This window comes from Aeromonas sp. R2-2 (assembly GCF_040908355.1).
Taxonomy (GTDB): domain Bacteria; phylum Pseudomonadota; class Gammaproteobacteria; order Enterobacterales; family Aeromonadaceae; genus Aeromonas; species Aeromonas veronii.
Genome location: NZ_JBFODQ010000071.1, coordinates 11,969 through 35,336 on the forward strand (window position 1 = coordinate 11,969; position 23,368 = coordinate 35,336).

Consider the following 23,368-nt stretch of genomic DNA (forward strand, 5'->3'; position numbering starts at 1 on the left):
AAAGGACGTTGAATGACCCGTCGATATGGAGTGACCAAGGTTTTGCGCCAGAGTCTGCTAGCCGCGCTCTTGCTGCCAGGGCTGGCGCTGGCTGAGCCGGTGCTGGATCTGCAATACAGCACCTTCTACAGCCAGATGAAGACCTTTGCCAAAGGGGAGTTTGGTCACGCCAGACTGGGGTTTTATCTGACCGATCCGCAAAATGGTCAGCGCTGCGGCCTCACCTTTGCCCGGGTTGCAACCGACAGCAAGGAGGTTGCGGGCGAGGTAACAATCGATAGCGAACTGCGCCTGCCTTTTGATGAGGATCTCAACCTCGACAAGGGGATCGTGACTGTTGGCCTTAAAGAAGAGCACGCCACTTGCGATATGACGGTGCAGGTGATGGCAGATGCGCCGAAAGGGCCCGAGCTGCCGGTGGCGGAGCTGGCGGCCCGTCAGCTGCAGATGCAGTCGCTGCTCGACAAGATGGCGGGCATGGTCGGCAAGCACTTCCTGCCGAAGATGGAAGGTGTACGCATTACCCTGGTGCAGCAGAGCGGAACAGCTTATCTGATTGATGGTGCCCGTCAGGAGGCGCTGCCCTGGCAGGAAGGCCACCTGCTGCTGAGCAATGAGCAACTGGCCGCGTTCGCTGCCGGGCAACTGCGCCTGCAGGGTGACGTGCTGCGACTGACCCCCTGGTTGCACAAAGGGTGAGGCCGGTGGCGGTGTCACCGCAGTGACAGGCCAATCCAGAATGCAAAAAAGGAGCGATGATCGCTCCTTTTTTATTGCGTGGCGTTTGCCCTGTGGGCGCGGCTTAGCGCACTTCAATCACATCCAGCATGTCCATCTCGTCGATATCCAGCAGCGGCGCCTTTGGCATCTCGGGCGGATCAAACGCCTTGTCGCCGCCATCGATGATGCCGGAGTCGCGGTTGATGCTCTTGAAGTCAAACAGCTTGTGGTCGAGCAGGTGGCTCGGGATCACGTCCTGAATGGCGGTGAACATGGTTTCGATACGACCGGGGAAGCGGCGGTCCCAATCTTGCATCATCTGCTTGATGGCCTGACGCTGCAGGTTCTCCTGCGAGCCGCACAGGTTGCACGGAATGATGGGGAAGGCTTTGACGTCGGCGTAGCGGATCAGATCCTTCTCTTTGCAGTAGGCCAGCGGGCGGATCACCACGTTCTTGCCATCGTCGCTCACTAGCTTGGGCGGCATGGACTTGAGCTTGCCACCGTAGAACATGTTGAGGAACAGGGTCTCGAGGATGTCGTCGCGGTGGTGGCCAAGGGCAATCTTGGTGCAACCCAGCTCCTGGGCGGTGCGGTAGAGAATACCGCGGCGCAGCCGTGAGCAGAGGGAGCAGGTGGTTTTGCCTTCCGGTACCTTCTCCTTGACGATGGAGTAGGTATCTTCCTCGACGATCTTGTACTCGATACCGAGGGAATCCAGATACTCGGGCAGCACATGCTCGGGGAAGCCGGGCTGCTTCTGATCCAGGTTGACGGCAACCAGATCGAAATGGATGGGGGCGCTGGCTTTGAGGCTCATCAGTATGTCGAGCATACCGAAGCTGTCCTTGCCGCCGGAGAGGCAGACCATGACCTTGTCGCCCTCTTCAATCATGTTGAAGTCGGCAATGGCCTGACCCACGTTGCGCCGCAGGCGCTTCTGCAGTTTGTTAAAACTGTATTTTTCTTTGGCGTTCAGCTCTTCTAGCATGCTCGTAAAACCCGGGACACAAATAAGCGCGTTATTATAGCCATGTCCCGGGGGAGGGCAAGGTGCCAGGCACCTTATGATTGATTGCGACGACTGTCGACCGGGCAGCTGTAGTCCGCCGGTTTGAGGATCAGGATGTCGCAGGAGAGGCGGTCAATCACATGTTCGGCGGTATTGCCGAGCAAAGCTGCAGAAAGCCCGGTACGGCCGACGCAGCCCATGATCATCAAGGTTGCCTTGAGCTCTTCGGCCATATCCGGCAACACCTCTTCCGGTAGCCCCTCTGCTACCCGGGTCCAGAGATGACCGATCCCGAACTTGTCGGCATGGCTGAGCAGCAGGCTTTCGTGGTGTTTGCGGATCGCTTCGTTGTAGGCGTTGGGATCAAACTCCGGCAGCTCTATGGCCACGTTGACCGGGGTGCCCGGGTAGGTGTTGACCAGATAGAGGTTGGAGCCCAGTAGTTCGGCGATGTCGCTTCCCTCCTGGGTGATCCGTTCGTTGAGCAGTTTCTGATCCGGATCGTCGCTTGAGCAGTTAATGGCGGCGATGATGTTGCCGCCCCGTTGCCAGTGCCCCTCCTTGACCAGCAGCACCGGACAGGGGCATTTGCGCAGCAGGTGCCAGTCGGTGGGGGTAAAGATGAAGGTTTGCAGGAAGCTGTGATGGTGAGTGGCTTTGACCACCAGATCGTGGCGCTGCTCCAGCACTTCCTGAATGACACACTCGAAGGGACGATTGTGCCAGACTACTTTCACTTCGCATTCGATCCCCTGTGCCCGATAGGGGGTCAGGATCTCGTCCAGCCACTCACGTCGCTGTGAAATGACGCCGTCGCGCATCTCTTGCCGCTCGTCCACCGAGAGCATGGCAGTCATTTCATACGAAAAGTCATAGATGGTGAGCAGCAGGGTCAGATGGGCGTTTTCGTCCAGCTCGGCGACTTTGACTGCCCGTTCGAGGGCGATTTGACGCTCCTCTTCTGGATTGATAACCACCAGAATATTCTGATATTTGACCATCTTCTCCTCCTTGGAAAAGTCCAATGACAGCAGAATCTTAGCCATTACAGCTTAGCGCAGGAGGAGGGTATGAGGAACGTACCGGATCACATTCCAGAGGAAAGGATCCGGCAGGGAAAGCAGGAGAAAAGCGAGAGGGTAAGCGGAAAATCAGCCGCAGGGCGGGCGAGTTGCACCGGCCATCATGCCCAGCGCGACCTGATCCAGCACGGTAATGTATTTGCCTTTGACGCTGATGAGACCGGACTTCTGGAAGCGGCCGAGCAGACGACTGATGGTCTCGACGGTCAGACCCAGATAGTTGCCAATGTCACCACGGGTCATGGAGAGACGGAACTCCTTGGCAGAGAAGCCGCGTTCGGAGAAGCGTACCGACAGATTGTGCAGGAAGGCGGCGAGGCGCTCTTCGGCATTTTTCTTGGAGAGCAGTAGGATCATCTCCTGATCGCCCATGATTTCGCTGCTCATCAGACGCATGATCTGCTGGCGCAGTTTGGGCATCTTGCCGGAGAGATCATCCAGCACTTCAAACGGGATCTCGCACACCATAGCCGTTTCCAGCGCCTGGGCGAAGGAGGGGTGGGCCTGCTTGTTGATGGCATCAAAACCGACCAGATCGCCAGCGAGGTGGAACGCAGTGATCTGCTCATCCCCTTGCTCGGTGATGGTGTAAGACTTGATGGTCCCGGAACGGATGGCATAGAGCGATTTGAACTCATCGCCAGCCTTGAACAGCTCTTCACCCTTCTGGATCGGCTTCTTGCGCTCGATGATGCTGTCAAGCTGATCAAGCTCGTTGTCGTTCAGAGTGAAGGGAATACAGAGCTGACTGATGCTGCAATCCTGGCAATGAATTGCACAGCCACCGCTCTGGATACGTCTGCCAGGTTTCTTTTCCGGGATCATAGGCTCATACGAATAATTGATTTATATCAAACAAGTTTACCATCAACTCATCCGTTTTGGATAGGGTTTCAAAAGGAAGCAATGCCAATCCAGAAGGTATGCACCCCGAACAAAATGAGCAGCAGGGCACCGCCAAGGCGCAAACTGCGCAGGGTGAGCCAGTATCTCAGGCGATCGGCAAGCCCCCCCAACGCAAACAGGGTGGGCAGGGTGCCGAGACCAAAAAAGAGCATGATGAGCGCACCGCCACTGGCCGAACCCGCCGCCGCGCTCCAGGTCAGCATGGAGTAGACCAGCCCGCAAGGCAGCCAGCCCCACACCATGCCAAAGGGCAATGCCTGCAGCGGTGAGGTGAAGGGGAGAAACTTGCCCGCCAGCGGTTTGATTCGGGGCCAAAGTCTGGCGCCGAGCCGCTCCAGCAGCAAGATCCCTTGCCACCAGCCCGCCAGATAGAGACCAAGCGCAATCATCAATAACGCTGCCACGAGACGCAAGCTGGCAATAGCGTGTTTGCCTGCGCCCAGCTCGCTGGTGGTGGCGAGCAGGCCGCCCACCAGTGCACCTGCAATCACATAGCTCAGGATCCGGCCGAGGTTGTAGTTGAGCAGATAGGCGAGTCGCCCCCAAAAATGCTGTTTGTTGGCGGGGATCGCCATGGAGAGCGCGGCAGAGACACCCCCGCACATGCCGATGCAGTGGGCGGAGCCTGCCAGTCCGACCAGCAGGGCGCCGGCCAGATCAAGGTTGTGGGTCATGGTCAGCAGGCTTTACGGGTTTGTGGGCAGGTTGCTCTTCGTCAAACAGGATGTTGGAACCCTGCCGGTCGAGATCTTCAAACTGCTCGGAGCGAATGGCCCAGAAGAAGACGACCCCGGCGATGATCACAAACAGGATAGCGATGGGGATCAGGACAAAAATTATATTCATGAGAGGTACCTTGGCGTTCATCCTTGGCAAGCGTCCCCTATGGTAACCCTGTTCTGGCAGGGGGCCAGCCGCTATCAGTGAGAAATGTGGCCTGCATCGGAGGCAGGCCACATTTTCAGCTATTTTCCGCCACCAGCCTCATCGGTTGAGGCGCATGGAGTTGGTTACCACGATGAGTGAACTGAGCGACATGCCCGCCGCCGCCAGATAGGGGGGCAGCCAGCCGCAGGCTGCCAGCGGCAGCACCAGCAGGTTGTAACCGATGGACCAGGCGAAGTTCTCGATGATGATCTTGCGGGTACGCATTGCCAGCACTCTTGCCTCGAGCAGTCGGCTCAGGTCATCGGCCAGCAGGATGGCATCGGCGCTGTTTTTCGCCAGATCGGTGCCACCAGCCATGGCAAACGAGGCGTGAGCGCCAGCCAGTACCGGCGCGTCGTTGATGCCATCGCCCACCATGATGCTGATATCCCCTTGGGCTTCCCGGGCCTTGAGGTAGGCCAGCTTGCCATCGGGTGAGACCCCCTTGACCAGCTCATCCACCCCCAGTTCCCGGGCAATCTCGTCTGCTTGCAGAGAGCTGTCGCCAGTCAGCACGGTAGTTTGCAGACCTGCCGCCTTGAATGCCGCGATCAGCGCCCTGGCATCGGGGCGCAGGGTATCTTCCAGATTGAAGCGGGCCAAGACCTGCTGCTCGTCGGCCAGATAGATAGCCAGACCGCGGCCGCGTTCTTGCGCCGGATCCAGCCCAAGCCAGCGGGCACTGCCGATGCGGTAGCGTACACCCTCCACCAGCGCCGTGATGCCGTGACCGATGACCGGGGTGATCTCGCGGGCGGATGGCAGCACACTGATATTGTCGGCTGGTAGCCGGAAGGCGCGGGCTATTGGGTGCTCGGATTGCGCTTCCATGGCCCGGGCGATGGCGAGGCAGTGCGCCTCGTCCACGTCTGCCAAGGTGGTGGTGCCGGTCAGGCTGATTTCCCCTGTGGTCAGGGTGCCAGTCTTGTCCATCACGATCCGGTTGGCCTTGGTCAGCACGTCAAGCACATGACCGCGGCGCAGCAGAATGCCGTTACGGGTCAGATTGGCGGTGGCCGAGGTCAGCGCAGTCGGAGTCGCCAGCGACAGGGCACAGGGGCAGGTGGCAACCAGCACGGCGAGGGTGACCCAGAACGCCTGATCCGGTTGATGGAAGTGCCAGAAGGTCCAGACCGCAGCGGCAATGATCAGCAGCACCAGAATAAAGTGGCGCGACAGTTGATCCGCCATCTGGGCGATGGCTGGTTTGTCATCGAGGGCGTGATCCTGCAGCCGCATGATCTGGGCGATCCGCGACTCTTCGATGCGGTGGGTCACCCGGATCTGTAGCGGCGCATCCGTGTTGATGGTGCCTGCATAGACCTGCTCACCGCGCTGTTTAAGCAGGGGCAGCTGTTCACCGGTCAGCATGGATTCGTTGAGGCTGGCTTGCCCTTCGACAATGATGCCGTCCGCTGGCAAGGTTGCTCCGGCCAGCACCCGTACCCGATCGCCGACCTGCAAGGTCTTGGCCGCTACCTCATGCTCTCCTTCATCATCGATGCGGGTCGCCATAATGGGCACCAGCCGCGCCAGATTGGAGCTCGATTCCGACGCCTTGCGCCGGGCCCGCAACTCGAGAAAGCGCCCCAGCAGCAGGAAGAAGACGAACATGGTGATGGAGTCGTAATAGACCTCACCGGTATTGAACACGGTGGCCCACATGGAGGCGATAAAAGCCCCGATCAGCGCCAGCGACACCGACACATCCATCGACAGGTGACCCTGTCTCAGGCTGCGCCAGGCACCCACGTAAAAGGGCTGGGCCGAGTAGATCATGATGGGGGTGGAGAGCAGCAGGCTTATCCACTTGAAGTAGACCATGAACTCATCTTCAACGCTGATGAAGAGATCCATGTAGAGGGCCACGGCGCACATCATCACCTGCATCGAGCCCAGCCCCGCCAGTGCCAGCCGGAACATATAGCTGCGCACCTCTTTGGCGTAGAGCGCCTCCTGTTGATGGGTCTGGAACGGGTAGGCGCGATAACCGATCTGGGCGAAGCCCTTGAGAATGTCACTCAGGGAGAGCTGGTCCGGATCCCACTTGATGCGGGCCCGGTGGGTGGTGGTGTTGACGTTGATGTAGCGCAGTCCCGTCAGTGTCATCAGGTGGCGTTCGATAAGCCAGGCACAGGCGGCGCAGGTCAAGCCCTCAACCGTCAGCTGGATTTCGCGAAGGGTACCGCTGTCGGTGACAAAATCCTGTTGCACTTCTGCCAGATCGTAGTGGGTGAGGGCGGCCAGCTCCTCGGGCACCAGATCCCCCTTGGTGCCGGGTGCGGTGCGGTGATCGTAGTAACTGGCGAGGCCGCACTCCATGATGGTTTCCGCCACCGCCTGACAACCGGGGCAGCACATGGGGCGAACAATCCCCTTTATCTCGAGGGAATAACCACTATTAGCGGGTACCGGCTCGCCACAGTGAAAACAGGGGGTCATGATTGATGTCCCCCTGAATGCAGAATGCAAGCAGCAGGGGCGCTGGCGAACACCGGCTCGCCACAGTGAGAACAGCCGGTCATGGCTTAGCGTCCTTTCGGGTCGAGTTCGACAGGGGCTAGGGTGGGCAGCTGGACGGTCTCTTGCAATCGCCACTGGTGATCGAAGGCATCGACCCGAATGTGCCACTTGCCGACCAGCGGCTTGTCGAAATGGAGGCGATAGGTGCCGCTCGCATCGGCGGTGATCATGTGTTCGCTGTCCTGACCGGCCAAGGTCGGGTGAAACAATGAAAGATAGAGAGCTTGCCCGGCAGGAATGTCACCGCTGATGGGTTTGAGAGTCAGCTCGTTGCCGTCAACCTCCAGCCCAAAGCGGATATTGAGTGCTTCGGAGCGGTCAAACTTGCTCAAGTCCTGATTGATCTCTTTCCCTTGTTTGTAATAGTCCTCGGCCACCAGATTGACCCCATCCTTGCTGGCGATGATGGCGGTGGCGATGCTGCCAACAACGGCGGCAGTGGGGAGGGCGATGATAAACCAGGGCCAGAATTGGCGATACCACGGTTTGGATAGAGGTTGGGTCATGATTGCTACTGCCATGAAACGAATGATTAACGTGGAAGATGGTTTTTACGCAACACAAGATAACAAAAAGCCTCGAGGAGTCGAGGCTTTTTGCTGTGTAATCACGTGTTTATCACATGTTACAACGTTACGGGCGAACCTTATTTGGCAGACTGTTGATGAGACAGGCTGTAAACGTAGGAGGCCAGCAGGTGAACCTTGTCCTCACCCAGAATGTCTTTCCAGGCTGGCATCACGCCGTGACGACCGTGGGTGATGGTTTGTACCACCACTTCGCGAGAGCCACCGTAGAGCCAGGTGTTGTTGGTCAGATCTGGCGCACCGACGGCAACACCGCCCTTGGCATCGGCCCCGTGGCAGGCAGCGCAGATGGCGAAGCGTGCTTCACCTTTCTTCGCTTCGACCAGGTCGACCTTGCGACCGGAGAGGCTCAGCACATAGGAGGCCACTTCCTGAACGCCATCTTTGCCGAGGATTTCACCCCAGGCAGCCATGATCCCCTGACGACCGCCCATGATGGTGGTCTTGATTTGATCAGGCTGGCCGCCCCATTGCCATTCGCTGTCGGTCAGGTTCGGGAAACCGCGACCACCGCGGGCGTCAGAGCCGTGGCACTGGGAGCAGTTCTGCAGGAACAGACGCTGACCCACTTTCAGGGCTTCCGGATCCTTGGCGATCTCGGTGATGGCACGATAGGTTTTGCCATCCGCTTCATAGGTGAGTTCACGGAACTTGGCGCCGTAGATCTCGTCAGCCTTGGCGACCTCACGGTCATACTCCACCGAGCGACCTTCAGCCTTGGCCGATTCGGTTGCAGCCTTGGACTCGGCCAGCGAGCGCACGTCCTGGTTGGAACTTTGCCAGCCCAGCAGGCCTTTGAAGTTGCCAAGCCCCGGGAAGGCGACCAGATAGACCAGACCGGTGACGATGAAGAAGAGGAACATGTAAGTCCACCACTTCGGCAGCGGGTTGTTGATCTCCTCGATGCCATCGAAGGAGTGACCCATCGATTTGCCTTCTTCAACACCCATCTTGTCCTTGCGGCACCACATCAGCAGCAAGAAGCAGCCGAGGATGGTTCCCAGACTGATGACAGTCACAAAAATGCTAAACAGAGTGCTCATTATTGTTTCGCTCCTGCGTTCTTTTTATCAGCACCGGGTTGCTCATCATCGGCAAAAACCAGATTGGCAGCCTCGTCGAAAGAGGTCTTGCGGCGTTTGCTGTAGGCCCAGACGATGATGCCAATCATGATGGCCATCAACAGCAGGGTATACAGACCGCGAAATGTGCCGTAGTCCATCTTCGCCTCCTTATTTCAGGGCATGACCCAGTGATTGCAGATAGGCCACCAGCGCATCCAGCTCGGTTTTGCCCTTCACGGCTTCGCCAGCACCCTGAATATCGGCGTCGGTATAGGGCACACCGAAGTGATCGCGGAACAGCGCCAGCTTCTTGGCCGTCATCTCGCCGGTCAGCACATTGGTATCAAGCCAGGGGTAGGCGGGCATGTTGGATTCCGGTACCACATCGCGCGGGTTGATCAGGTGAACCTTGTGCCACTCGTCGGAGTAGCGGCCACCAACACGGGCCAGATCCGGACCAGTTCGCTTGGAGCCCCACAGGAAGGGGTGCTCCCAGACGCTCTCGCCAGCGACCGAGTAGTGGCCGTAACGCTCGGTTTCGGCACGGAACGGACGGATCATCTGGCTGTGGCAGTTGGTGCAGCCTTCGCGAATGAAGATGTCGCGTCCTTCCATCTGCAGAGCGGTGTAGGGCTTGAGGCCCTCCACCGGCTCGGTGGTTTGCTTTTGGAAGAACAGCGGAGTGATTTCAACCAGGCCCCCCAGACTGATGGCGAAGATGATGCCGACCACCAGCATGGGAACGCTTTTTTCAAATATTTCGTGACGGTTATTGTTGCTCATGGGTTGACCTCTTCAATCATGCTGGCTGGGCGACAGGTTCCAGAGAACCTTTGGGCGCAGTGATGGTGCGATAGGCGTTGTAAGCCATCAGCAACATGCCGGTGACGAAGAAGCAGCCACCCAGGAAGCGCACGAAATAGAAGGGATAGGATGCCTGCAGCGCTTCAACGAAGCTGTAGGTCAGGGTGCCGTCTTCGTTGACTGCACGCCACATCAGGCCCTGCATGACGCCGGAAATCCACATGGCGACGATGTAGAGCACGGTGCCCACGGTCGCCAGCCAGAAGTGAACGTTGATCAGCTTGACGCTGTACATCCGGCCCTGGCCGAACAGGTTCGGGATCAGGTGATAGACTGCACCGATGGAGACCATGGCAACCCAGCCCAGCGCACCGGAGTGCACGTGACCAACGGTCCAGTCGGTGTAGTGGGAGAGGGCGTTAACGGTTTTGATCGCCATCATCGGGCCTTCGAAGGTCGACATGCCGTAGAAAGAGAGGGAGACGATCAGGAAGCGCAGGATGGGGTCATAACGCAGTTTGTGCCAGGCACCGGAGAGGGTCATGATGCCGTTGATCATGCCGCCCCAGGAGGGTACGAACAGGATCAGGGACATCACCATGCCCAGTGACTGGGCCCAGTCAGGCAGTGCGGTGTAGTGCAGGTGATGCGGACCTGCCCAGATATAGAGGGAGATCAACGCCCAGAAGTGCACGATGGAGAGGCGATAGGAGTAAACCGGACGACCGGCCTGCTTGGGCACGAAGTAGTACATCATCCCGAGGAAGCCAGCGGTCAGCAGGAAGCCTACCGCGTTGTGGCCATACCACCACTGCACCATGGCGTCCATGGCACCAGAGTACATGGAGTAGGACTTCATGCCGGAGAGCGGCACTTCCATGTTGTTGACGATGTGCAGCACCGCAACGGTGATGATGAAGGCGCCGAAGAACCAGTTCGCCACATAGATGTGGGAGGTGGTGCGCTTCATCAGGGTGCCGAAGAAGACGATGGCATAGGCGACCCATACCACAGTGATGGCGATATCAATCGGCCACTCCAGCTCGGCATACTCTTTGGCGGAGGTGTAACCCAGCGGCAGAGAGATGGCGGCAGAGAGGATGATTGCTTGCCAGCCCCAGAAGACGAAGGTTGCCAGCGGGCCACCAAACAGTCTGGTTTGACAGGTGCGCTGCACCACGTAGAAGGAGGTGGCCATCAGTGCACTGACGCCGAAGGCGAAGATCACTGCGTTGGTATGGAGGGGCCGCAGACGACTGTAAGTCAGCCACGGGGTCTCGAAGTTGAGGGCAGGCCAGATCAACTGGGCTGCGATCAGTACGCCAACCGACATGCCGACAATTCCCCAGACAATCGTCATGACGGTAAACTGGCGAACAACGGTGTAGTTGTACTCAGGATGGTTAGTTGTATGGCTCATCGTTATATTCCGCTTCCGATGCTGCTGTTGTTTGGTTTTGTATCCGGAGGACCGGACTGGCTTCATCAGCCACCGCCGACCAGTTGTTAACATCTGTTAACGAAAGGAAAAGCAAAAGATGGCTAAATGAAAACTGCATGGGAATGATACTGAAGTGACAGGTAAAATAACAGTATAAACAGTGATATATTTGGCTCCGTCCGGTCTCGATATGGCAGTTTTTTACCTTGTTCGAGATCACAAAAAACTATTTTAATTGCATCTTAATCGGGCTGTTTTTGATGAAAGAGAGACTTACCGCACGTAAAGTTTTGCACCTCGTACTGGTATTGGCGCTGTTATTGGCGCTGATGGCCTATCGCACCTGGTTTTCGGCCGATAACAGCGTCTCTGCTGACCAGAAAAAAGATCAAATTTGTGATCTTTCCCACACCCCTTGCAGCGCGCTGATTGGTGACAAGCCACTGACGGTCGCCATCAAGGAATTACCGCTGCGCGCTGAACATGACTTTGCCATCGCTATTACCGGCGGCGATCCGGCCATCAAACCGGTGAAAGCGACACTCGAAGGCAAAGATATGTTTATGGGCACCATTCCGGTGAGTTTTGAGCAAATAGACGGACAGTGGCAGGGGGTAACCCAGGTGGGGAGCTGTACATCACCCGTCATGATCTGGTTGTTAAATATCGAGTGGAGTAATGGTCAACGCCAGCAATTGGCGCTTTCCGTTGCCCGGGAATAACGGCGCAAGAGGTGGGGAGTGGAAAAAATATTTGAAATTTCCCGGCCAGGCGTTACCTTCCCCAAACCATCAGGGAGTGAAGTTCATTTAATCATGATTGAAAAACAACCGTTTTATCGCACCCTCAACCAGCAGGCCAAGGCGCTGCTGGAGGGGGAAACCGATCTTATTGCCAATCTTGCCAACCTCTCCGCGCTGCTGAATCAGGAGCTGGAGGAGATCAACTGGGTCGGTTTTTATCTGTTGCAGGGTGAGACTCTGGTATTGGGGCCATTTCAGGGCAAACCGGCCTGCGTGCGGATCCCGGTCGGCCGCGGAGTGTGTGGTACGGCAGTGGCAGAGGGGAAAACCCAGCTCATTGACGATGTCCACCAGTTCGATGGTCACATCGCTTGTGATGGCGCGAGCAACTCGGAAATCGTGATCCCGGTGCGCCGTGGTGGCGAGATCATCGGGGTACTCGATATCGACAGTCCGATTTTTAACCGTTTCGACCAGCAAGACCGGATTGGCCTCGAAGAAACGGTGCAAATTTTGGAAAGCATGCTCTAAGTCATTGCTAGATGGTTCGCAAAAGGCCCCAAGCTCTCTATAATGGGGCCTTTGTTGTGCTCGGGACGTGCCCGTGCGTTTATATGAAAGCCAAGGTTATACATGGAAAACACTGAGAAGCTGAAGAACAGTAAAGAGATCGTTGCCTACCTGGTCGAGAAATTCCCGGCCTGCTTCGTTGCTGAAGGAGAGGCCAAGCCGCTCAAGATTGGCATCTTCCAGGATTTGGCCGAGCGTCTTGCTGACGATGCCAGAGTCTCCAAGACCATGCTGCGTTCCGCACTGCGTCAATACACCTCCAGCTGGCGCTACCTGCACGGTCTCAAAGCTGGCCAGGCTCGCGTTGATCTGGATGGCAACCCGGGCGAGCTGCTGACCGAAGAGCACATCGAGCACGCCAAGCAAGCTCTGAAAGAGAGCAAAGAGCGCGTATTCGCCAGCCGTCGTACCAATACCAAAGAGAAGGATGAGAAGGCCAAGAAGCCCCGTCGTCCTGCTGTGCGCAAAACCGAGAAAGCTGATGTAGCTGCCAAGCCGAAAGCTGCCGCCAAGGCACCGGTCGCTGACGCTCCGCTGGTTAAAGTGGATGCCGCTACGCTAAAAGTGGGCCAGGATGTGCGCGTCGTTATGGGTAAATTCCCGGTTCCGGCAACCATCAAGGAAGTAACCAAGGACGATGTACAGGTCCAACTGCAGACCGGCATGATGGTGCGGGTCAAATCAGAGCACTTGGTTCTCTAAGGAGACAAATGTTGAAGCATGGCGTAATTCGTTTTTCCCTCGTTGCCTGTAGCCTGGCGCTTGCCGGGCTTGCACAGGCCATCGAGCCGGTGCTCAAGGAGAGTGATTTGCCTGTGTTGGCTCAAGAGAGCCAACATGCTACGGCCAGCAAGCGAATTACCAATCTGTTTACCCGCTCGCACTACAAACAGTTCAAGCTGGACGATGCCTTTTCCTCCGTGATTTTCGATAAATATCTGGAGAATCTGGACTACAGCCGCAACCTGTTTTTGGCCTCTGATATCAGCCGTTTTGAAAAGTACCGTAACGGTTTTGACACCGACCTCGAAAGAGGCCGTCTGGCTCCCGCCTACGAGATGTTCAACCTGAGTCAGCAGCGGCGTTATGAGCGGTTCGAATACGCCCTCAAACTGCTTGATACTCCTTTCGATTTTACCCAGACCGACAACTATGTGTTTGATCGGGAAGGGGCGGCTTGGCCCAAAGATGAAGCAGAGCTCAACGAGCTGTGGCGTCAGCGGGTCAAGTTCGATGCTCTGAGCCTCAAGCTCAGCGGCAAGGAGTGGCCCGAGATCAAGGAGCTGCTTGGCAAGCGTTACAACAACGCCATCAAGCGGATGTCCCAGACCGAGAGCGAGGATGTCTTCCAGCTCTTCATGAACTCCTTCGCTCGTGCCATCGAACCGCACACCAGTTACCTCTCACCGCGCAGTGCCGATCGTTTCAACACCGAGATGAACCTCTCGCTGGAGGGGATTGGTGCCGTGTTGCAGGCGGAAGATGACTTTACCGTCATCCGTTCTCTGGTGCCTGGTGGCCCGGCTGCCAAATCCAACCACCTCAAACCCGATGACAAGATCACCGGGGTGGGGCAGGAAGATGGCAAGATTGTCGATGTGATCGGCTGGCGTCTTGATGACGTGGTCGAGCTCATCAAGGGGCCCAAGGGGAGCAAGGTCAAGCTGGAGATCCAGCGCGGCAAGGGCGCAACTGCCAAGACCGAGCAGATCGAGCTGACCCGCGACAAGGTGCGCCTTGAAGACCGGGCTGCCAAGTCCAAGGTGATTAACGCCGAAGGCAAGAAGATTGGTGTCATCGAGATCCCGAGTTTTTACGTCAATCTGCACGACGACGTGATCAAGGAGCTCTCCAGCCTGAACAAGAAGAAGATCGATGGCTTGATCATCGATCTGCGCGGTAACGGCGGCGGCGCCCTGACCGAAGCTTCCGCCCTGAGCGGTCTCTTCTTTGCCAGCGGTCCCGTGGTGCAAATTCGTGATCACATGGGCCGTATCACGGTCAATGGCGATGACGATGGCAACGTCTACTACGGTGGGCCCATGTCGGTGATGATCGACCGCTACAGTGCCTCGGCCTCCGAGATCTTCGCTGCCGCCATGCAGGATTATGGCCGCGCGTTGATTCTGGGTGAAAACTCGTTCGGCAAGGGGACGGTGCAGCAGCATCGCAGTCTCGCTAAGGTCTATGACTTCTACGAGCAGCCGCTCGGTCACGTGCAGTACACCATCGCCAAGTTCTACCGGATCGACGGTGGCAGCACCCAGAACAAGGGCGTTGCGCCGGATATCAGCTTCCCGACACCGGTTGCTCCGGAAGAGACGGGCGAAAGCCGTGAGTTCAATGCGTTGCCGTGGGACAAGATTGCCTCCGCCAACTACGAGAAACTCGGCAACTTCGCCAGCGTACTGCCCAAGTTGCAGGCGGCGCACGATGCCCGGATCGCCAAGGATCCCGAGTTTGCCTATGTGATGCAGGACATCGCCGACTACAAGGAGGAGAAAGACAAGAAGTCGGTCTCCCTCAACGAGGCGGAGCGTGTTGCAGAGCAGGCGAAACAGGATGAGAAAGCGCTCAAACGTACCAACGAGCGTCTGGCACGTCTTGGCAAGCCGGCGGTGAAGAGTCTGGATGAACTGCCCGCTGATTTTGAAGCGCCCGATGAGTATCTCATCGAAGCGGCCAATATCACTGCAGATCTGGCCAAGGTCAGCAAACGCAGCTGACAAAGCGACCTCCAATGCACAAGGGCGACTGCGGTCGCCCTTTCTTTTTGTCTGGCGTATCTGACGTAATGCAAATTGTTTGACCCCGCCAGTTGGTTGTGACAGCCTCTTTCTCGCCTTTAACAAGCGTGGAAGCAGACAATAATGACCGATCACTCCCAGGCCATGACGGCCAAATATCGCCAGGATTATCAGGCGCCGCTCTACTGGATCGACACCATCGACCTCGATTTCCAACTGCAGGAGCCGCTGACCCAGGTCACCGCCATCACCCGCATTCGTCGCAACGGTGAGCACAATGCGCCGCTCGTCCTCGATGGTGAACAGCTGACTCTCAAGAGCGTTGCCATCGATGGCATTCCCTGTGACCACTACGAGCAAGGCGAGAGCAGTCTGACCCTGTTCAACCTGCCGGCCGAATGTGTGCTGACCATTGTCACCCTGCTGGATCCGGCTGCCAACACCGCGCTGGAAGGGCTTTACAAGTCTGGCGATGCCTACTGCACCCAGTGTGAAGCGGAGGGCTTTCGCCGCATCACCTATTATCTGGACCGCCCCGACATTCTGGCGCGTTATAGCACCCGCATTACCGCCGACAAAGCCCAGTTCCCCTTCCTGCTCTCCAACGGCAACAAGGTCGATAGCGGTGATCTGGATGGTGGCCGTCACTTCGTGCAGTGGCAGGATCCTTTCCCCAAACCCAGCTACCTGTTTGCGCTGGTGGCCGGTGATTTCGATGTGGAGCGCAGCCACTACACCACCAAAAGCGGCCGCAAGGTGGCCCTCGAGATCTTCGTCGACAAGGGCAACCTCGATCGCGCCGGTTTTGCCATGGAGAGTCTCATCAACTCCATGCGCTGGGACGAACAGCGTTTTGGCCTCGAGTATGATCTCGACATCTACATGATCGTTGCGGTGGACTTCTTCAATATGGGCGCCATGGAGAACAAGGGGCTCAACATCTTCAACTCCAAGTTCGTGCTGGCCAATCCGGCCACCGCCACTGACAGCGACTACCACGGTATCGAACGGGTGATCGGCCACGAATATTTCCACAACTGGACCGGCAACCGCGTCACCTGTCGTGACTGGTTCCAGCTCAGCCTGAAAGAGGGGCTGACAGTGTTCCGGGATCAGGAGTTCTCCTCCGATCTGGGTTCCCGTGGCGTCAACCGCATCAACAACGTGCGTACCATGCGCGGCCCGCAGTTTGCCGAAGATGCCGGCCCCATGGCACACCCGATCCGCCCGGATGTGGTGATCGAGATGAACAACTTCTACACACTGACCGTCTACGAGAAGGGCTCGGAAGTGATCCGCATGATGCACACCCTGCTGGGGGAAGATGCCTTCCAGGCCGGTATGCGTCTCTACTTCGAGCGTCACGACGGCTCGGCCGCTACTTGCGATGATTTCGTGCAGGCGATGGAGGATGCTTCCGGTGTGGATCTCGGTCGTTTCCGTCGCTGGTACAGCCAGTCCGGCACCCCCGAGCTGACCGTGTCCGACGAGTACGATGCCGCGAGCGGTATCTATCGCCTCCATGTGAGCCAGCACACCCCGCCGACTCAGGATCAACCGCAGAAGCTGCCGCTGCACATTCCCCTCGATATCGAGCTCTATGACGAGCAGTGTGCCGTCATTGCGCTGCAATATCAGGGCAAGGCCATCGGCAACGTGCTCGATGTGCTGGAAGCGGAGCAGACCTTCGAATTCGATCAAGTGCCCGTCAAACCGGTTCCTTCTCTGCTTCGGGACTTCTCTGCGCCGGTCAAGCTGCACTATGACTACAGCGACGAAGCGCTCGCCTTCCTGATGCGCTTTGCCCGCAACGAGTTTGCCCGCTGGGATGCGGCCCAGATGCTGATCAATAAAGCGGTCATCGATGGGGTGGCGCGGGTCCAGCACGGGCAGGGGGTTGAGCTCTCCCAAACCCTGCTGGCCGCCTTCGTCGCCATTCTGGACGACAGCGATCTCGATTTGGCCCTCAAGGCGGAGATCCTGGCGCTGCCCGGTGAGGCGACCCTGGCCGAGCTGTTCGAGGTGGCCGATATCGATGCCATCCATCAGGTACGCGACGCGATCCACACCCGTCTTGCCGAGGCCTTTGGTGCGCGCTTGGCGGCAACCTATCAGAGTCTGCGTCTGAATGGTTATCAGGTGGTGCATGCCGACATGGCCAAGCGGGCCCTCAAAGGGGTAGTGCTCGGCTATCTGGCTGCGCTGGATGCGGAGCATGCTGATGCGCTGGTGCGCGAGCAGTATGCAACTGCCGACAACATGACCGACACCCTGGCGGCGTTGCAGGTGGCCAACGGCTATCTGTTGCCATGCCGTGCCGCGCTGCTGGCCGATTTTGAAGGCAAGTGGGCCAAGGATGGACTGGTGCTGGACAACTGGCTGCGACTGATTGGCAGCAAACCGGCTGCCGATGTGCTTAGCGAAGTGAAACAGGCGATGAATCACCCCACTTTCAGCATTCGCAATCCGAACCGGCTGCGGGCGCTGATCGGCAGCTTCGCCATGAGCAATCAGGTGCAGTTCCATGCGGTGGATGGCAGCGGTTACCGCTTCCTGACCGATCTGCTGATCGAGCTCAACGAGGTCAATCCGCAGGTGGCCTCCCGCCTTATCACTCCGCTTATCCAGTTCAAGCGACTGGATGAGGCGCGCAAGGCCCTGATCCGCGCCGAGCTGACCCGTCTTGCCAACCTTGAGGGGCTGGCACGGGATCTGTTCGAGAAGGTCAGCAAGGCGCTGCAGCAGTAAGTGTCGACGGGGCAGGGGCGTTAACGCACCTGCCTCTATTGTGTGATTTGTCGTGTGATTTGTCGTGTGATTTGTCGTGTGATTTGTCGTGTGATCAGGAGCAAGCGTGAAGCAGTTTACTTTTCGGCTCTCATTGAGCAGTGACGAGGTGATGCTGATGTATCAGGGCCATGCCAGACGGCTGGTGGTGCGCAGCGAACAGGGATTGACCCTGGAACTTGGCATAGAAAAAATACGCCCCTTTGTCGCCATCAATGGTGTGCATGGCTATTTTCGGCTGAAAACCCAGGACGATTACCGCTTTATCAGTCTCGAACGCATAAATTAACAAAAATAGAACAGATTACCGACTGTTTATCTGCTTTGCGTCACTATCCATCCGGTAAACTGGCACAAAGGTAGTGGGAATTTCTGTATTTTTGGTTATTTGCAAAATTTCTCACAGTTTAAGCCGTGATCTGCACCTTGTTTTTAACATCTCGTTAGCACCTTTCCTCGCCTTCCCTTAGCCAAGCCATTACACTTCGCAACAACTCTGCACCAGCGGGTAACCAGGGTGGTTGCCTCTGCGTCGGTGGTTAATGTCGTCCGATAAGGAATATAAAAATGGCATTGAAAGACGCCCCTACCTCAGTTCTGCTCGAAAACGTTCTCAGTCTGATCCATCAGAAGTTGCCCAAAAACAGTGCCTCTCTGGTCGAGCGCTTCGTTGCCAAGTTCTACGGCAACATGGCGAGCTCCGATCTGCACGATCGCAATGACAGCGATCTCTACGGTGCGGCCCTGAGCCTGTGGAATGCCCTCAATCAGCGCAGCGGTACCGATCCCTACATCCGGGTCTACAATCCCGAGCTGACCCGTCACGGCTGGCAATCGCCCCATACCATCGTCGAGGTGATCCTGCAGGACTCCCCCTTCCTGGTGGACTCCATCCGGATGGCGCTCAAGCGACTCAATATCACCGCCCACATGATGCTGCACCAACCGCTGCACCTCATTCGTGGTGCGGATGGCAAGATTGATGCCATTCTGGAGCTCGACAACACCGACGGGCAGACCTCGGTTGAAACGGCATTCCTTATCGAGATCGATCACCTCACCAGCGAGGAGCAGATGGCCGCGCTGGCTACTGAGCTCAACTCGGTGGCCGGTGAAGTGGCGCTGGCAGTCGGCGACTGGCAGCCGATGCTGGCCAAGCTCAATGAGATCATCGACGAACTGCCCAAGCGCAAGAACCCGGTCAGCAAGGAGGAGGTGGCCTCCTGCGTTGCTTTCCTTAAATGGGTGGCTGCCCACAACTTCACCCTGATGGGGTATCGCCGTTACGACGTCAAGGCGGTGGAGGGGGATCACGAGATCCTGCCGCAGGCGAGCTCCAGCCTGGGGTTGATGAAAAACTCCATCAAGGAGGTGGGTCAGCGCCTTGGCAACATGCCAGCCAGCGCCCGTCATGCCGCCCTGAGTTCTGACCTGCTGATCCTCACCAAATCCAACAGCAAGTCCCGGGTGCACCGTCCGGCTTATGTGGATTACATCGGCATCAAGCGCTTTGACGAGCATGGCAAGGTGATCGGGGAAGATCGCTTCATCGGCCTCTACGCCTCTTCCATCTACAACACCAGCGCGACCCAGATCCCGCTCATCAGCCATCGTCTCGAACGCATCATGGCTGCCTCCGGTCACGAGAAGGGCTCCCACGCCTACAAGGCGCTGCTCAACGTATTGGAAACCTATCCTCGCGATGAGCTGATCCAGGCCCGCGAAGAGGAACTGCTGGCCACCGGTCTTGGGGTGTTGGAGATGCAGGAGCGTGACATGTTGCGGCTGTTCGTGCGCCGCGATGTCTATGGTCGCTTCTTTTCCTGCATGGTCTATGTCACCAAGGAGCGCTACAACACGGCGCTGCGGATCAAGACCCAGCAAATATTGCAGAAGTATTTTGGCAGCAACGAAGAGGTGGAGTTCAACGTCTACTTCACCGAAGGCGTGCTGGCGCGGACCCACTACATAGTGCGGGTCAACAACAACAACGTGGATGTGGATGTGAACGAAGTACAGAACAACCTGATTGAAGCGGCCCGCAGCTGGGACGATCGACTCGACTCCGTGCTGCTTTCCCATTATGGCGAGGCCCGTGGCAACGAGCTGCGCCGCCGTTTCAGCACCGCCTTCCCCCGTGCTTATAAGGAAGATGTGCTGCCTGGCTCTGCCGTGGCCGACATCATGGCGCTCGATAACCTGAGCGAAGCCGAGCCGCTGGGCATGCTGTTCTACCGCGCGCAGGAGGAGGAGAACGATCGTCGGGTACGGCTTAAGCTGTTCCACCGCACCGAGCCCATCCACCTCTCCGACGTGCTGCCGATGCTGGAGAACATGGGACTGCGGGTGATCGGCGAGACTCCGTATCAGGTTCGCACTCCGGCTGGCGATCTGTTCTGGATCCTCGACTTCTCCATGCTGCTGCACGGCGAGCAGCCCTTTGATCTGGCCCAGAGTCAGCAGCGCTTCCAGCAGGCGTTTGCCGCCATCTGGAACAAGCAGCTGGAAGATGATGGCTTCAACCGGCTGGTATTGGGGGCGGGTCTCACCGGGCGCCAGGTGTCGGTGCTGCGAGCCTATGCCAAATACATGCGCCAGACCGGCGTTTCCTTCAGCCAGTCCTATATCGAAGAGACCCTGACCCGCTACCCCGACATCGCCCAGCTGCTGTTTACCCTGTTTGAGCAACGCCTCGACCCAGCCGGCAAGCAGGACGCCCAGGTACAGGCCAAGCTGCACGAAGAGCTTGCCGCCAAGCTGGATCAGGTGGCCAACCTGGATGACGATCGCATCATTCGCCGCTATGTGGAGATGATCGACGCCACCCTGCGCACCAACTACTACCAGCTGGACAAGGCGGGCAACATCAAGCCCTATATCTCCTTCAAGCTGGCGCCGTCCAGCATCACCGACATGCCGCTGCCGCTGCCCAAGTTCGAGATCTTTGTCTACTCGCCACGAGTGGAGGGGGTACACCTGCGCTGGGGCAAGGTCGCCCGTGGCGGCCTGCGCTGGTCCGATCGCAAAGAGGACTTCCGCACCGAAGTGCTGGGTCTGGTGAAAGCCCAGCAGGTCAAGAACACCGTCATTGTGCCGGTGGGGGCAAAAGGCGGCTTCTACTGCAAACAGATGCCGGTGGGGGCGCCCCGTGCCGTCATCCAGGAGGAGGGCAAGGCCTGTTATCGCCTGTTTATCCGCGGCCTGCTCGATGTGACTGACAACATCATCGGCGGCGAGGTGATCCCGCCCAAATCCGTGGTGCGCCACGATGAGGATGATTACTACCTGGTGGTTGCTGCCGACAAGGGGACTGCCACCTTCTCGGATATTGCCAACGAGATCAGCCTCGAATACGGCCACTGGCTCGGCGATGCGTTCGCCTCCGGCGGCTCGGTCGGTTACGACCACAAGAAGATGGGCATCACCGCCCGCGGTGCCTGGGAGTCGGTCAAACGGCATTTTCGTGAAATTGGCGTCAACTGCCAGACCACCGACTTCACTTGCGTGGGGATTGGGGACATGGCCGGCGACGTGTTCGGCAATGGCATGCTGCTCTCCGAGCACACCCGGCTGGTGGGCGCCTTCAACCACATGCACATCTTCGTTGACCCCGCTCCGGATGCGGCCAAGAGCTTTGTCGAGCGCCAGCGGCTGTTCGATCTGCCGGGCTCCAGCTGGGATGACTACAACCGCGAGCTGATATCACAAGGGGGCGGTATCTTCCTGCGCTCGGCCAAGTCCATCAAGCTGAGCCCCGAGATGCAGACCCTGCTCGGCACTGACAAGGCCAGCATGGCGCCGAACGAGCTGATCAAGGCACTGCTTTGCCTGAATGTCGACCTGCTGTGGAACGGCGGTATCGGCACCTACGTGAAGAGCGCTCGCGAGAGCGATGGGGAAGTGGGCGATCGCAGCAACGACGCACTGCGGGTCAATGGGCGCGATCTGCGAGCCCGTATTGTGGGTGAGGGAGGCAACCTCGGCTTTACCCAGCTTGGCCGGGTGGAGTACGCCAGTCAGGGCGGTCGCATCAACACCGATTTTACCGACAACGTCGGCGGGGTGGACTGCTCCGACAACGAGGTGAACATCAAGATCCTGCTCAACCAATTGGTGGCGGCAGGGGATCTGACCCTCAAGCAACGCAACCAGATGCTCTACGAGATGACCGACGATGTGGCGCAGATTGTGATCACCAACGCCTATCGCCAGTCCCAGTCCATCTCGGTCACCAGCTTCCGCGGCTCTGAACAACTGAAAGAGCAGCAGCGCTTTATTCAGGGGCTGGAGCGGGAAGGCAAGCTCGACCGTGCGTTGGAGTTCCTGCCATCCGATGAGGAGCTTTCCGAGCGGATGGCGGCAGGGCAGGGACTGACCCGCCCCGAACTGGCGGTGCTGGTGGCTTACGGCAAGATGGTGCTGAAAGAGCAGCTGAACTGCCCGGAAGTGACCGACGAGCCCTTCCTCGCCAACATGCTGGTCACCAGCTTCCCGGCCAAGGTGCAGCAGCAGTTTGGTGCCCAGCTGGCCGATCACCCGCTACGCGGCGAGATCATCGCTACCCGGGTGGCCAACATGTTGGTCAATGACATGGGGCTCAACTTCGCCAGCCGGATGAAGGACGAGACCGGTGCCTCGGTCGCCGAAGTGGCCTGCTGCTTTGCCATGGCCCGCGAAGTGTTTGGCATGAACCAGCTGTGGCGCGATATCGAAGGGTGCGACAACCTGGTTGATGCCCAGACTCAGCTCGAACTGATGTTCTACAGCCGCCGCATTGTGCGCCGAGCCACCCGCTGGTTCCTGCGTGCTCGCAATCGCAGCTGGAGTATCAGCGAGAACATCGCCTTCTTCCGTCCGGCGTTCGAGACCTTAGGGAAGCACCTCTACGAGGTGATGGATGAGAGCGAAGTGGCCGAGCATCGTCAGGCTGTTGCCAAGTGGATGGAGAAACAGGTGCCGGAGGCCATTGCCCGTCAGGTCGCCCATATGAGCAGCCTCTTCTCCAGCCTGGATCTGGCGCAGATTGCCGCGGAGCACAAGACCGATATCCTGCGCGCCGCCAATGTCTACTATCGCCTTGGTGCCAAACTGGATCTGCACTGGTTCCTCGACCAGATCAACCATCAGCCGGTCGGCAACCACTGGCAGGCGATGGCGCGAGCCTCCTTCCGCGAAGATCTTGACTGGCAGCAACGCAGTCTCACTTCTGTGGTACTGGAAGGGTGCAAAGAGCAGGGAGAATGCGCTACCATACTGGCCGACTGGATTTCGGAGCATGAGCAACTCTTGTCCCGTTGGACCCATATGTTGGCCGACTTCAAGACCACCAGTACCCACGAGTTCGCCAAGTTCTCGGTGGCCTTGCGAGAGTTGAACCTGCTCCAGTTGAATTGTCGGGCACTTTAATTGCCAGATTAAGGCATGACACCGACATTACACCCAAAGCCCCGGCCAG

19 protein-coding genes are annotated in these 23,368 nt (G+C 57.9%); 8 read left to right on the forward strand and 11 right to left on the reverse strand.

The window, feature by feature from the left end; all coding sequences use genetic code 11:
- The first annotated feature begins 12 nt into the window (after positions 1-12).
- Positions 13-699: a DUF2987 domain-containing protein gene (locus AB5Z09_RS14565; RefSeq protein ID WP_368195561.1), complete on the forward strand. Its 687-nt coding sequence runs from the start codon at positions 13-15 to the stop codon at positions 697-699.
- A gap of 103 nt (positions 700-802) precedes the next feature.
- On the opposite strand, the gene ttcA is transcribed toward AB5Z09_RS14565, so the two are convergent.
- The 11 genes from ttcA to ccoN form a co-directional block, all read right to left on the reverse strand.
- On the reverse strand, positions 803-1,711 hold the full coding sequence (gene ttcA, locus AB5Z09_RS14570; RefSeq protein WP_005336634.1) for a tRNA 2-thiocytidine(32) synthetase TtcA: 909 nt from the start codon (positions 1,709-1,711) through the stop codon (positions 803-805).
- Positions 1,712-1,785: 74 nt separating this feature from the next.
- On the reverse strand, positions 1,786-2,733 hold the full coding sequence (gene uspE, locus AB5Z09_RS14575; protein ID WP_005345417.1) for a universal stress protein UspE: 948 nt from the start codon (positions 2,731-2,733) through the stop codon (positions 1,786-1,788).
- 150 nt (positions 2,734-2,883) lie between these two features.
- Positions 2,884-3,639 carry an FNR family transcription factor gene (locus AB5Z09_RS14580; RefSeq protein ID WP_005351934.1) on the reverse strand — a complete coding sequence of 252 codons (756 nt, stop codon included), beginning with the start codon at positions 3,637-3,639 and terminating at the stop codon, positions 2,884-2,886.
- Between the two features lie 68 nt (positions 3,640-3,707).
- Positions 3,708-4,394, reverse strand: coding sequence for a sulfite exporter TauE/SafE family protein (locus AB5Z09_RS14585; RefSeq protein ID WP_368195562.1), 687 nt, complete (start codon positions 4,392-4,394; stop codon positions 3,708-3,710).
- On the reverse strand, positions 4,378-4,566 hold the full coding sequence (gene ccoS, locus AB5Z09_RS14590; RefSeq protein ID WP_005336630.1) for a cbb3-type cytochrome oxidase assembly protein CcoS: 189 nt from the start codon (positions 4,564-4,566) through the stop codon (positions 4,378-4,380). Before ccoS ends, AB5Z09_RS14585 begins: the two co-directional genes overlap by 17 nt.
- 138 nt (positions 4,567-4,704) lie before the next feature.
- Positions 4,705-7,089 (reverse strand): heavy metal translocating P-type ATPase, encoded by a 2,385-nt coding sequence (locus AB5Z09_RS14595; RefSeq protein ID WP_368195563.1) that lies wholly within the window; start codon positions 7,087-7,089, stop codon positions 4,705-4,707.
- A gap of 86 nt (positions 7,090-7,175) precedes the next feature.
- Positions 7,176-7,676 (reverse strand): FixH family protein, encoded by a 501-nt coding sequence (locus AB5Z09_RS14600; RefSeq protein ID WP_005345427.1) that lies wholly within the window; start codon positions 7,674-7,676, stop codon positions 7,176-7,178.
- Positions 7,677-7,816: 140 nt separating this feature from the next.
- Positions 7,817-8,800 carry a cytochrome-c oxidase, cbb3-type subunit III gene (ccoP, locus tag AB5Z09_RS14605; protein ID WP_368195564.1) on the reverse strand — a complete coding sequence of 328 codons (984 nt, stop codon included), beginning with the start codon at positions 8,798-8,800 and terminating at the stop codon, positions 7,817-7,819.
- Positions 8,800-8,979 (reverse strand): CcoQ/FixQ family Cbb3-type cytochrome c oxidase assembly chaperone, encoded by a 180-nt coding sequence (locus AB5Z09_RS14610; protein WP_005336620.1) that lies wholly within the window; start codon positions 8,977-8,979, stop codon positions 8,800-8,802. The genes ccoP and AB5Z09_RS14610 overlap by 1 nt, the downstream gene beginning before the upstream one ends.
- A gap of 10 nt (positions 8,980-8,989) precedes the next feature.
- Positions 8,990-9,604: a cytochrome-c oxidase, cbb3-type subunit II gene (gene ccoO, locus AB5Z09_RS14615; RefSeq protein WP_005336618.1), complete on the reverse strand. Its 615-nt coding sequence runs from the start codon at positions 9,602-9,604 to the stop codon at positions 8,990-8,992.
- Between the two features lie 16 nt (positions 9,605-9,620).
- The gene (gene ccoN, locus AB5Z09_RS14620; RefSeq protein ID WP_005336616.1) at positions 9,621-11,045 is read right to left on the reverse strand and encodes a cytochrome-c oxidase, cbb3-type subunit I; all 1,425 of its coding nucleotides are present in this window, start codon (positions 11,043-11,045) and stop codon (positions 9,621-9,623) included.
- Positions 11,046-11,326: 281 nt separating this feature from the next.
- Between ccoN and AB5Z09_RS14625 the strand changes: the two genes are divergently transcribed.
- The 7 genes from AB5Z09_RS14625 to AB5Z09_RS14655 all read left to right on the forward strand — a co-directional run bounded on the left by AB5Z09_RS14625 (position 11,327) and on the right by AB5Z09_RS14655 (position 23,319).
- Positions 11,327-11,788: a hypothetical protein gene (locus AB5Z09_RS14625; RefSeq protein WP_267529354.1), complete on the forward strand. Its 462-nt coding sequence runs from the start codon at positions 11,327-11,329 to the stop codon at positions 11,786-11,788.
- A gap of 93 nt (positions 11,789-11,881) precedes the next feature.
- Entirely contained in the window at positions 11,882-12,340 is a 459-nt protein-coding gene (locus AB5Z09_RS14630) for a GAF domain-containing protein (RefSeq protein ID WP_088868948.1), read from the forward strand.
- A 102-nt stretch (positions 12,341-12,442) separates the two neighbouring features.
- Positions 12,443-13,081, forward strand: a complete 639-nt coding sequence (gene proQ / locus AB5Z09_RS14635) for an RNA chaperone ProQ (protein WP_005351923.1) — start codon at positions 12,443-12,445, stop codon at positions 13,079-13,081.
- Positions 13,082-13,089: 8 nt separating this feature from the next.
- Positions 13,090-15,105: a carboxy terminal-processing peptidase gene (gene prc / locus AB5Z09_RS14640; RefSeq protein WP_005351922.1), complete on the forward strand. Its 2,016-nt coding sequence runs from the start codon at positions 13,090-13,092 to the stop codon at positions 15,103-15,105.
- Positions 15,106-15,249: 144 nt separating this feature from the next.
- A complete protein-coding gene (gene pepN, locus AB5Z09_RS14645; protein WP_368195565.1) occupies positions 15,250-17,874 on the forward strand; it encodes an aminopeptidase N in 2,625 nt (874 codons plus the stop codon).
- A gap of 106 nt (positions 17,875-17,980) precedes the next feature.
- On the forward strand, positions 17,981-18,202 hold the full coding sequence (locus AB5Z09_RS14650) for a DUF2835 domain-containing protein (protein ID WP_033136823.1): 222 nt from the start codon (positions 17,981-17,983) through the stop codon (positions 18,200-18,202).
- A gap of 278 nt (positions 18,203-18,480) precedes the next feature.
- Positions 18,481-23,319 (forward strand): NAD-glutamate dehydrogenase, encoded by a 4,839-nt coding sequence (locus tag AB5Z09_RS14655; RefSeq protein ID WP_368195566.1) that lies wholly within the window; start codon positions 18,481-18,483, stop codon positions 23,317-23,319.
- Positions 23,320-23,368 lie beyond the last annotated feature (49 nt).

Bases quoted from the DNA above. Each gene is read 5' to 3' on its own strand.
- AB5Z09_RS14600 (WP_005345427.1), bottom strand. From the start codon at position 7,676: ATGACCCAACCTCTATCCAAACCGTGGTATCGCCAATTCTGGCCCTGG.
- AB5Z09_RS14625 (WP_267529354.1), top strand. From the start codon at position 11,327: ATGAAAGAGAGACTTACCGCACGTAAAGTTTTGCACCTCGTACTGGTA.
- AB5Z09_RS14565 (WP_368195561.1), top strand. From the start codon at position 13: ATGACCCGTCGATATGGAGTGACCAAGGTTTTGCGCCAGAGTCTGCTA.
- pepN (WP_368195565.1), top strand. From the start codon at position 15,250: ATGACCGATCACTCCCAGGCCATGACGGCCAAATATCGCCAGGATTAT.
- uspE (WP_005345417.1), bottom strand. From the start codon at position 2,733: ATGGTCAAATATCAGAATATTCTGGTGGTTATCAATCCAGAAGAGGAG.
- ccoO (WP_005336618.1), bottom strand. From the start codon at position 9,604: ATGAGCAACAATAACCGTCACGAAATATTTGAAAAAAGCGTTCCCATG.
- AB5Z09_RS14595 (WP_368195563.1), bottom strand. From the start codon at position 7,089: ATGACCCCCTGTTTTCACTGTGGCGAGCCGGTACCCGCTAATAGTGGT.
- ttcA (WP_005336634.1), bottom strand. From the start codon at position 1,711: ATGCTAGAAGAGCTGAACGCCAAAGAAAAATACAGTTTTAACAAACTG.
- ccoP (WP_368195564.1), bottom strand. From the start codon at position 8,800: ATGAGCACTCTGTTTAGCATTTTTGTGACTGTCATCAGTCTGGGAACC.
- AB5Z09_RS14655 (WP_368195566.1), top strand. From the start codon at position 18,481: ATGGCATTGAAAGACGCCCCTACCTCAGTTCTGCTCGAAAACGTTCTC.
- proQ (WP_005351923.1), top strand. From the start codon at position 12,443: ATGGAAAACACTGAGAAGCTGAAGAACAGTAAAGAGATCGTTGCCTAC.
- AB5Z09_RS14630 (WP_088868948.1), top strand. From the start codon at position 11,882: ATGATTGAAAAACAACCGTTTTATCGCACCCTCAACCAGCAGGCCAAG.
- ccoS (WP_005336630.1), bottom strand. From the start codon at position 4,566: ATGAATATAATTTTTGTCCTGATCCCCATCGCTATCCTGTTTGTGATC.
- prc (WP_005351922.1), top strand. From the start codon at position 13,090: ATGTTGAAGCATGGCGTAATTCGTTTTTCCCTCGTTGCCTGTAGCCTG.
- ccoN (WP_005336616.1), bottom strand. From the start codon at position 11,045: ATGAGCCATACAACTAACCATCCTGAGTACAACTACACCGTTGTTCGC.
- AB5Z09_RS14610 (WP_005336620.1), bottom strand. From the start codon at position 8,979: ATGGACTACGGCACATTTCGCGGTCTGTATACCCTGCTGTTGATGGCC.
- AB5Z09_RS14580 (WP_005351934.1), bottom strand. From the start codon at position 3,639: ATGATCCCGGAAAAGAAACCTGGCAGACGTATCCAGAGCGGTGGCTGT.
- AB5Z09_RS14585 (WP_368195562.1), bottom strand. From the start codon at position 4,394: ATGACCCACAACCTTGATCTGGCCGGCGCCCTGCTGGTCGGACTGGCA.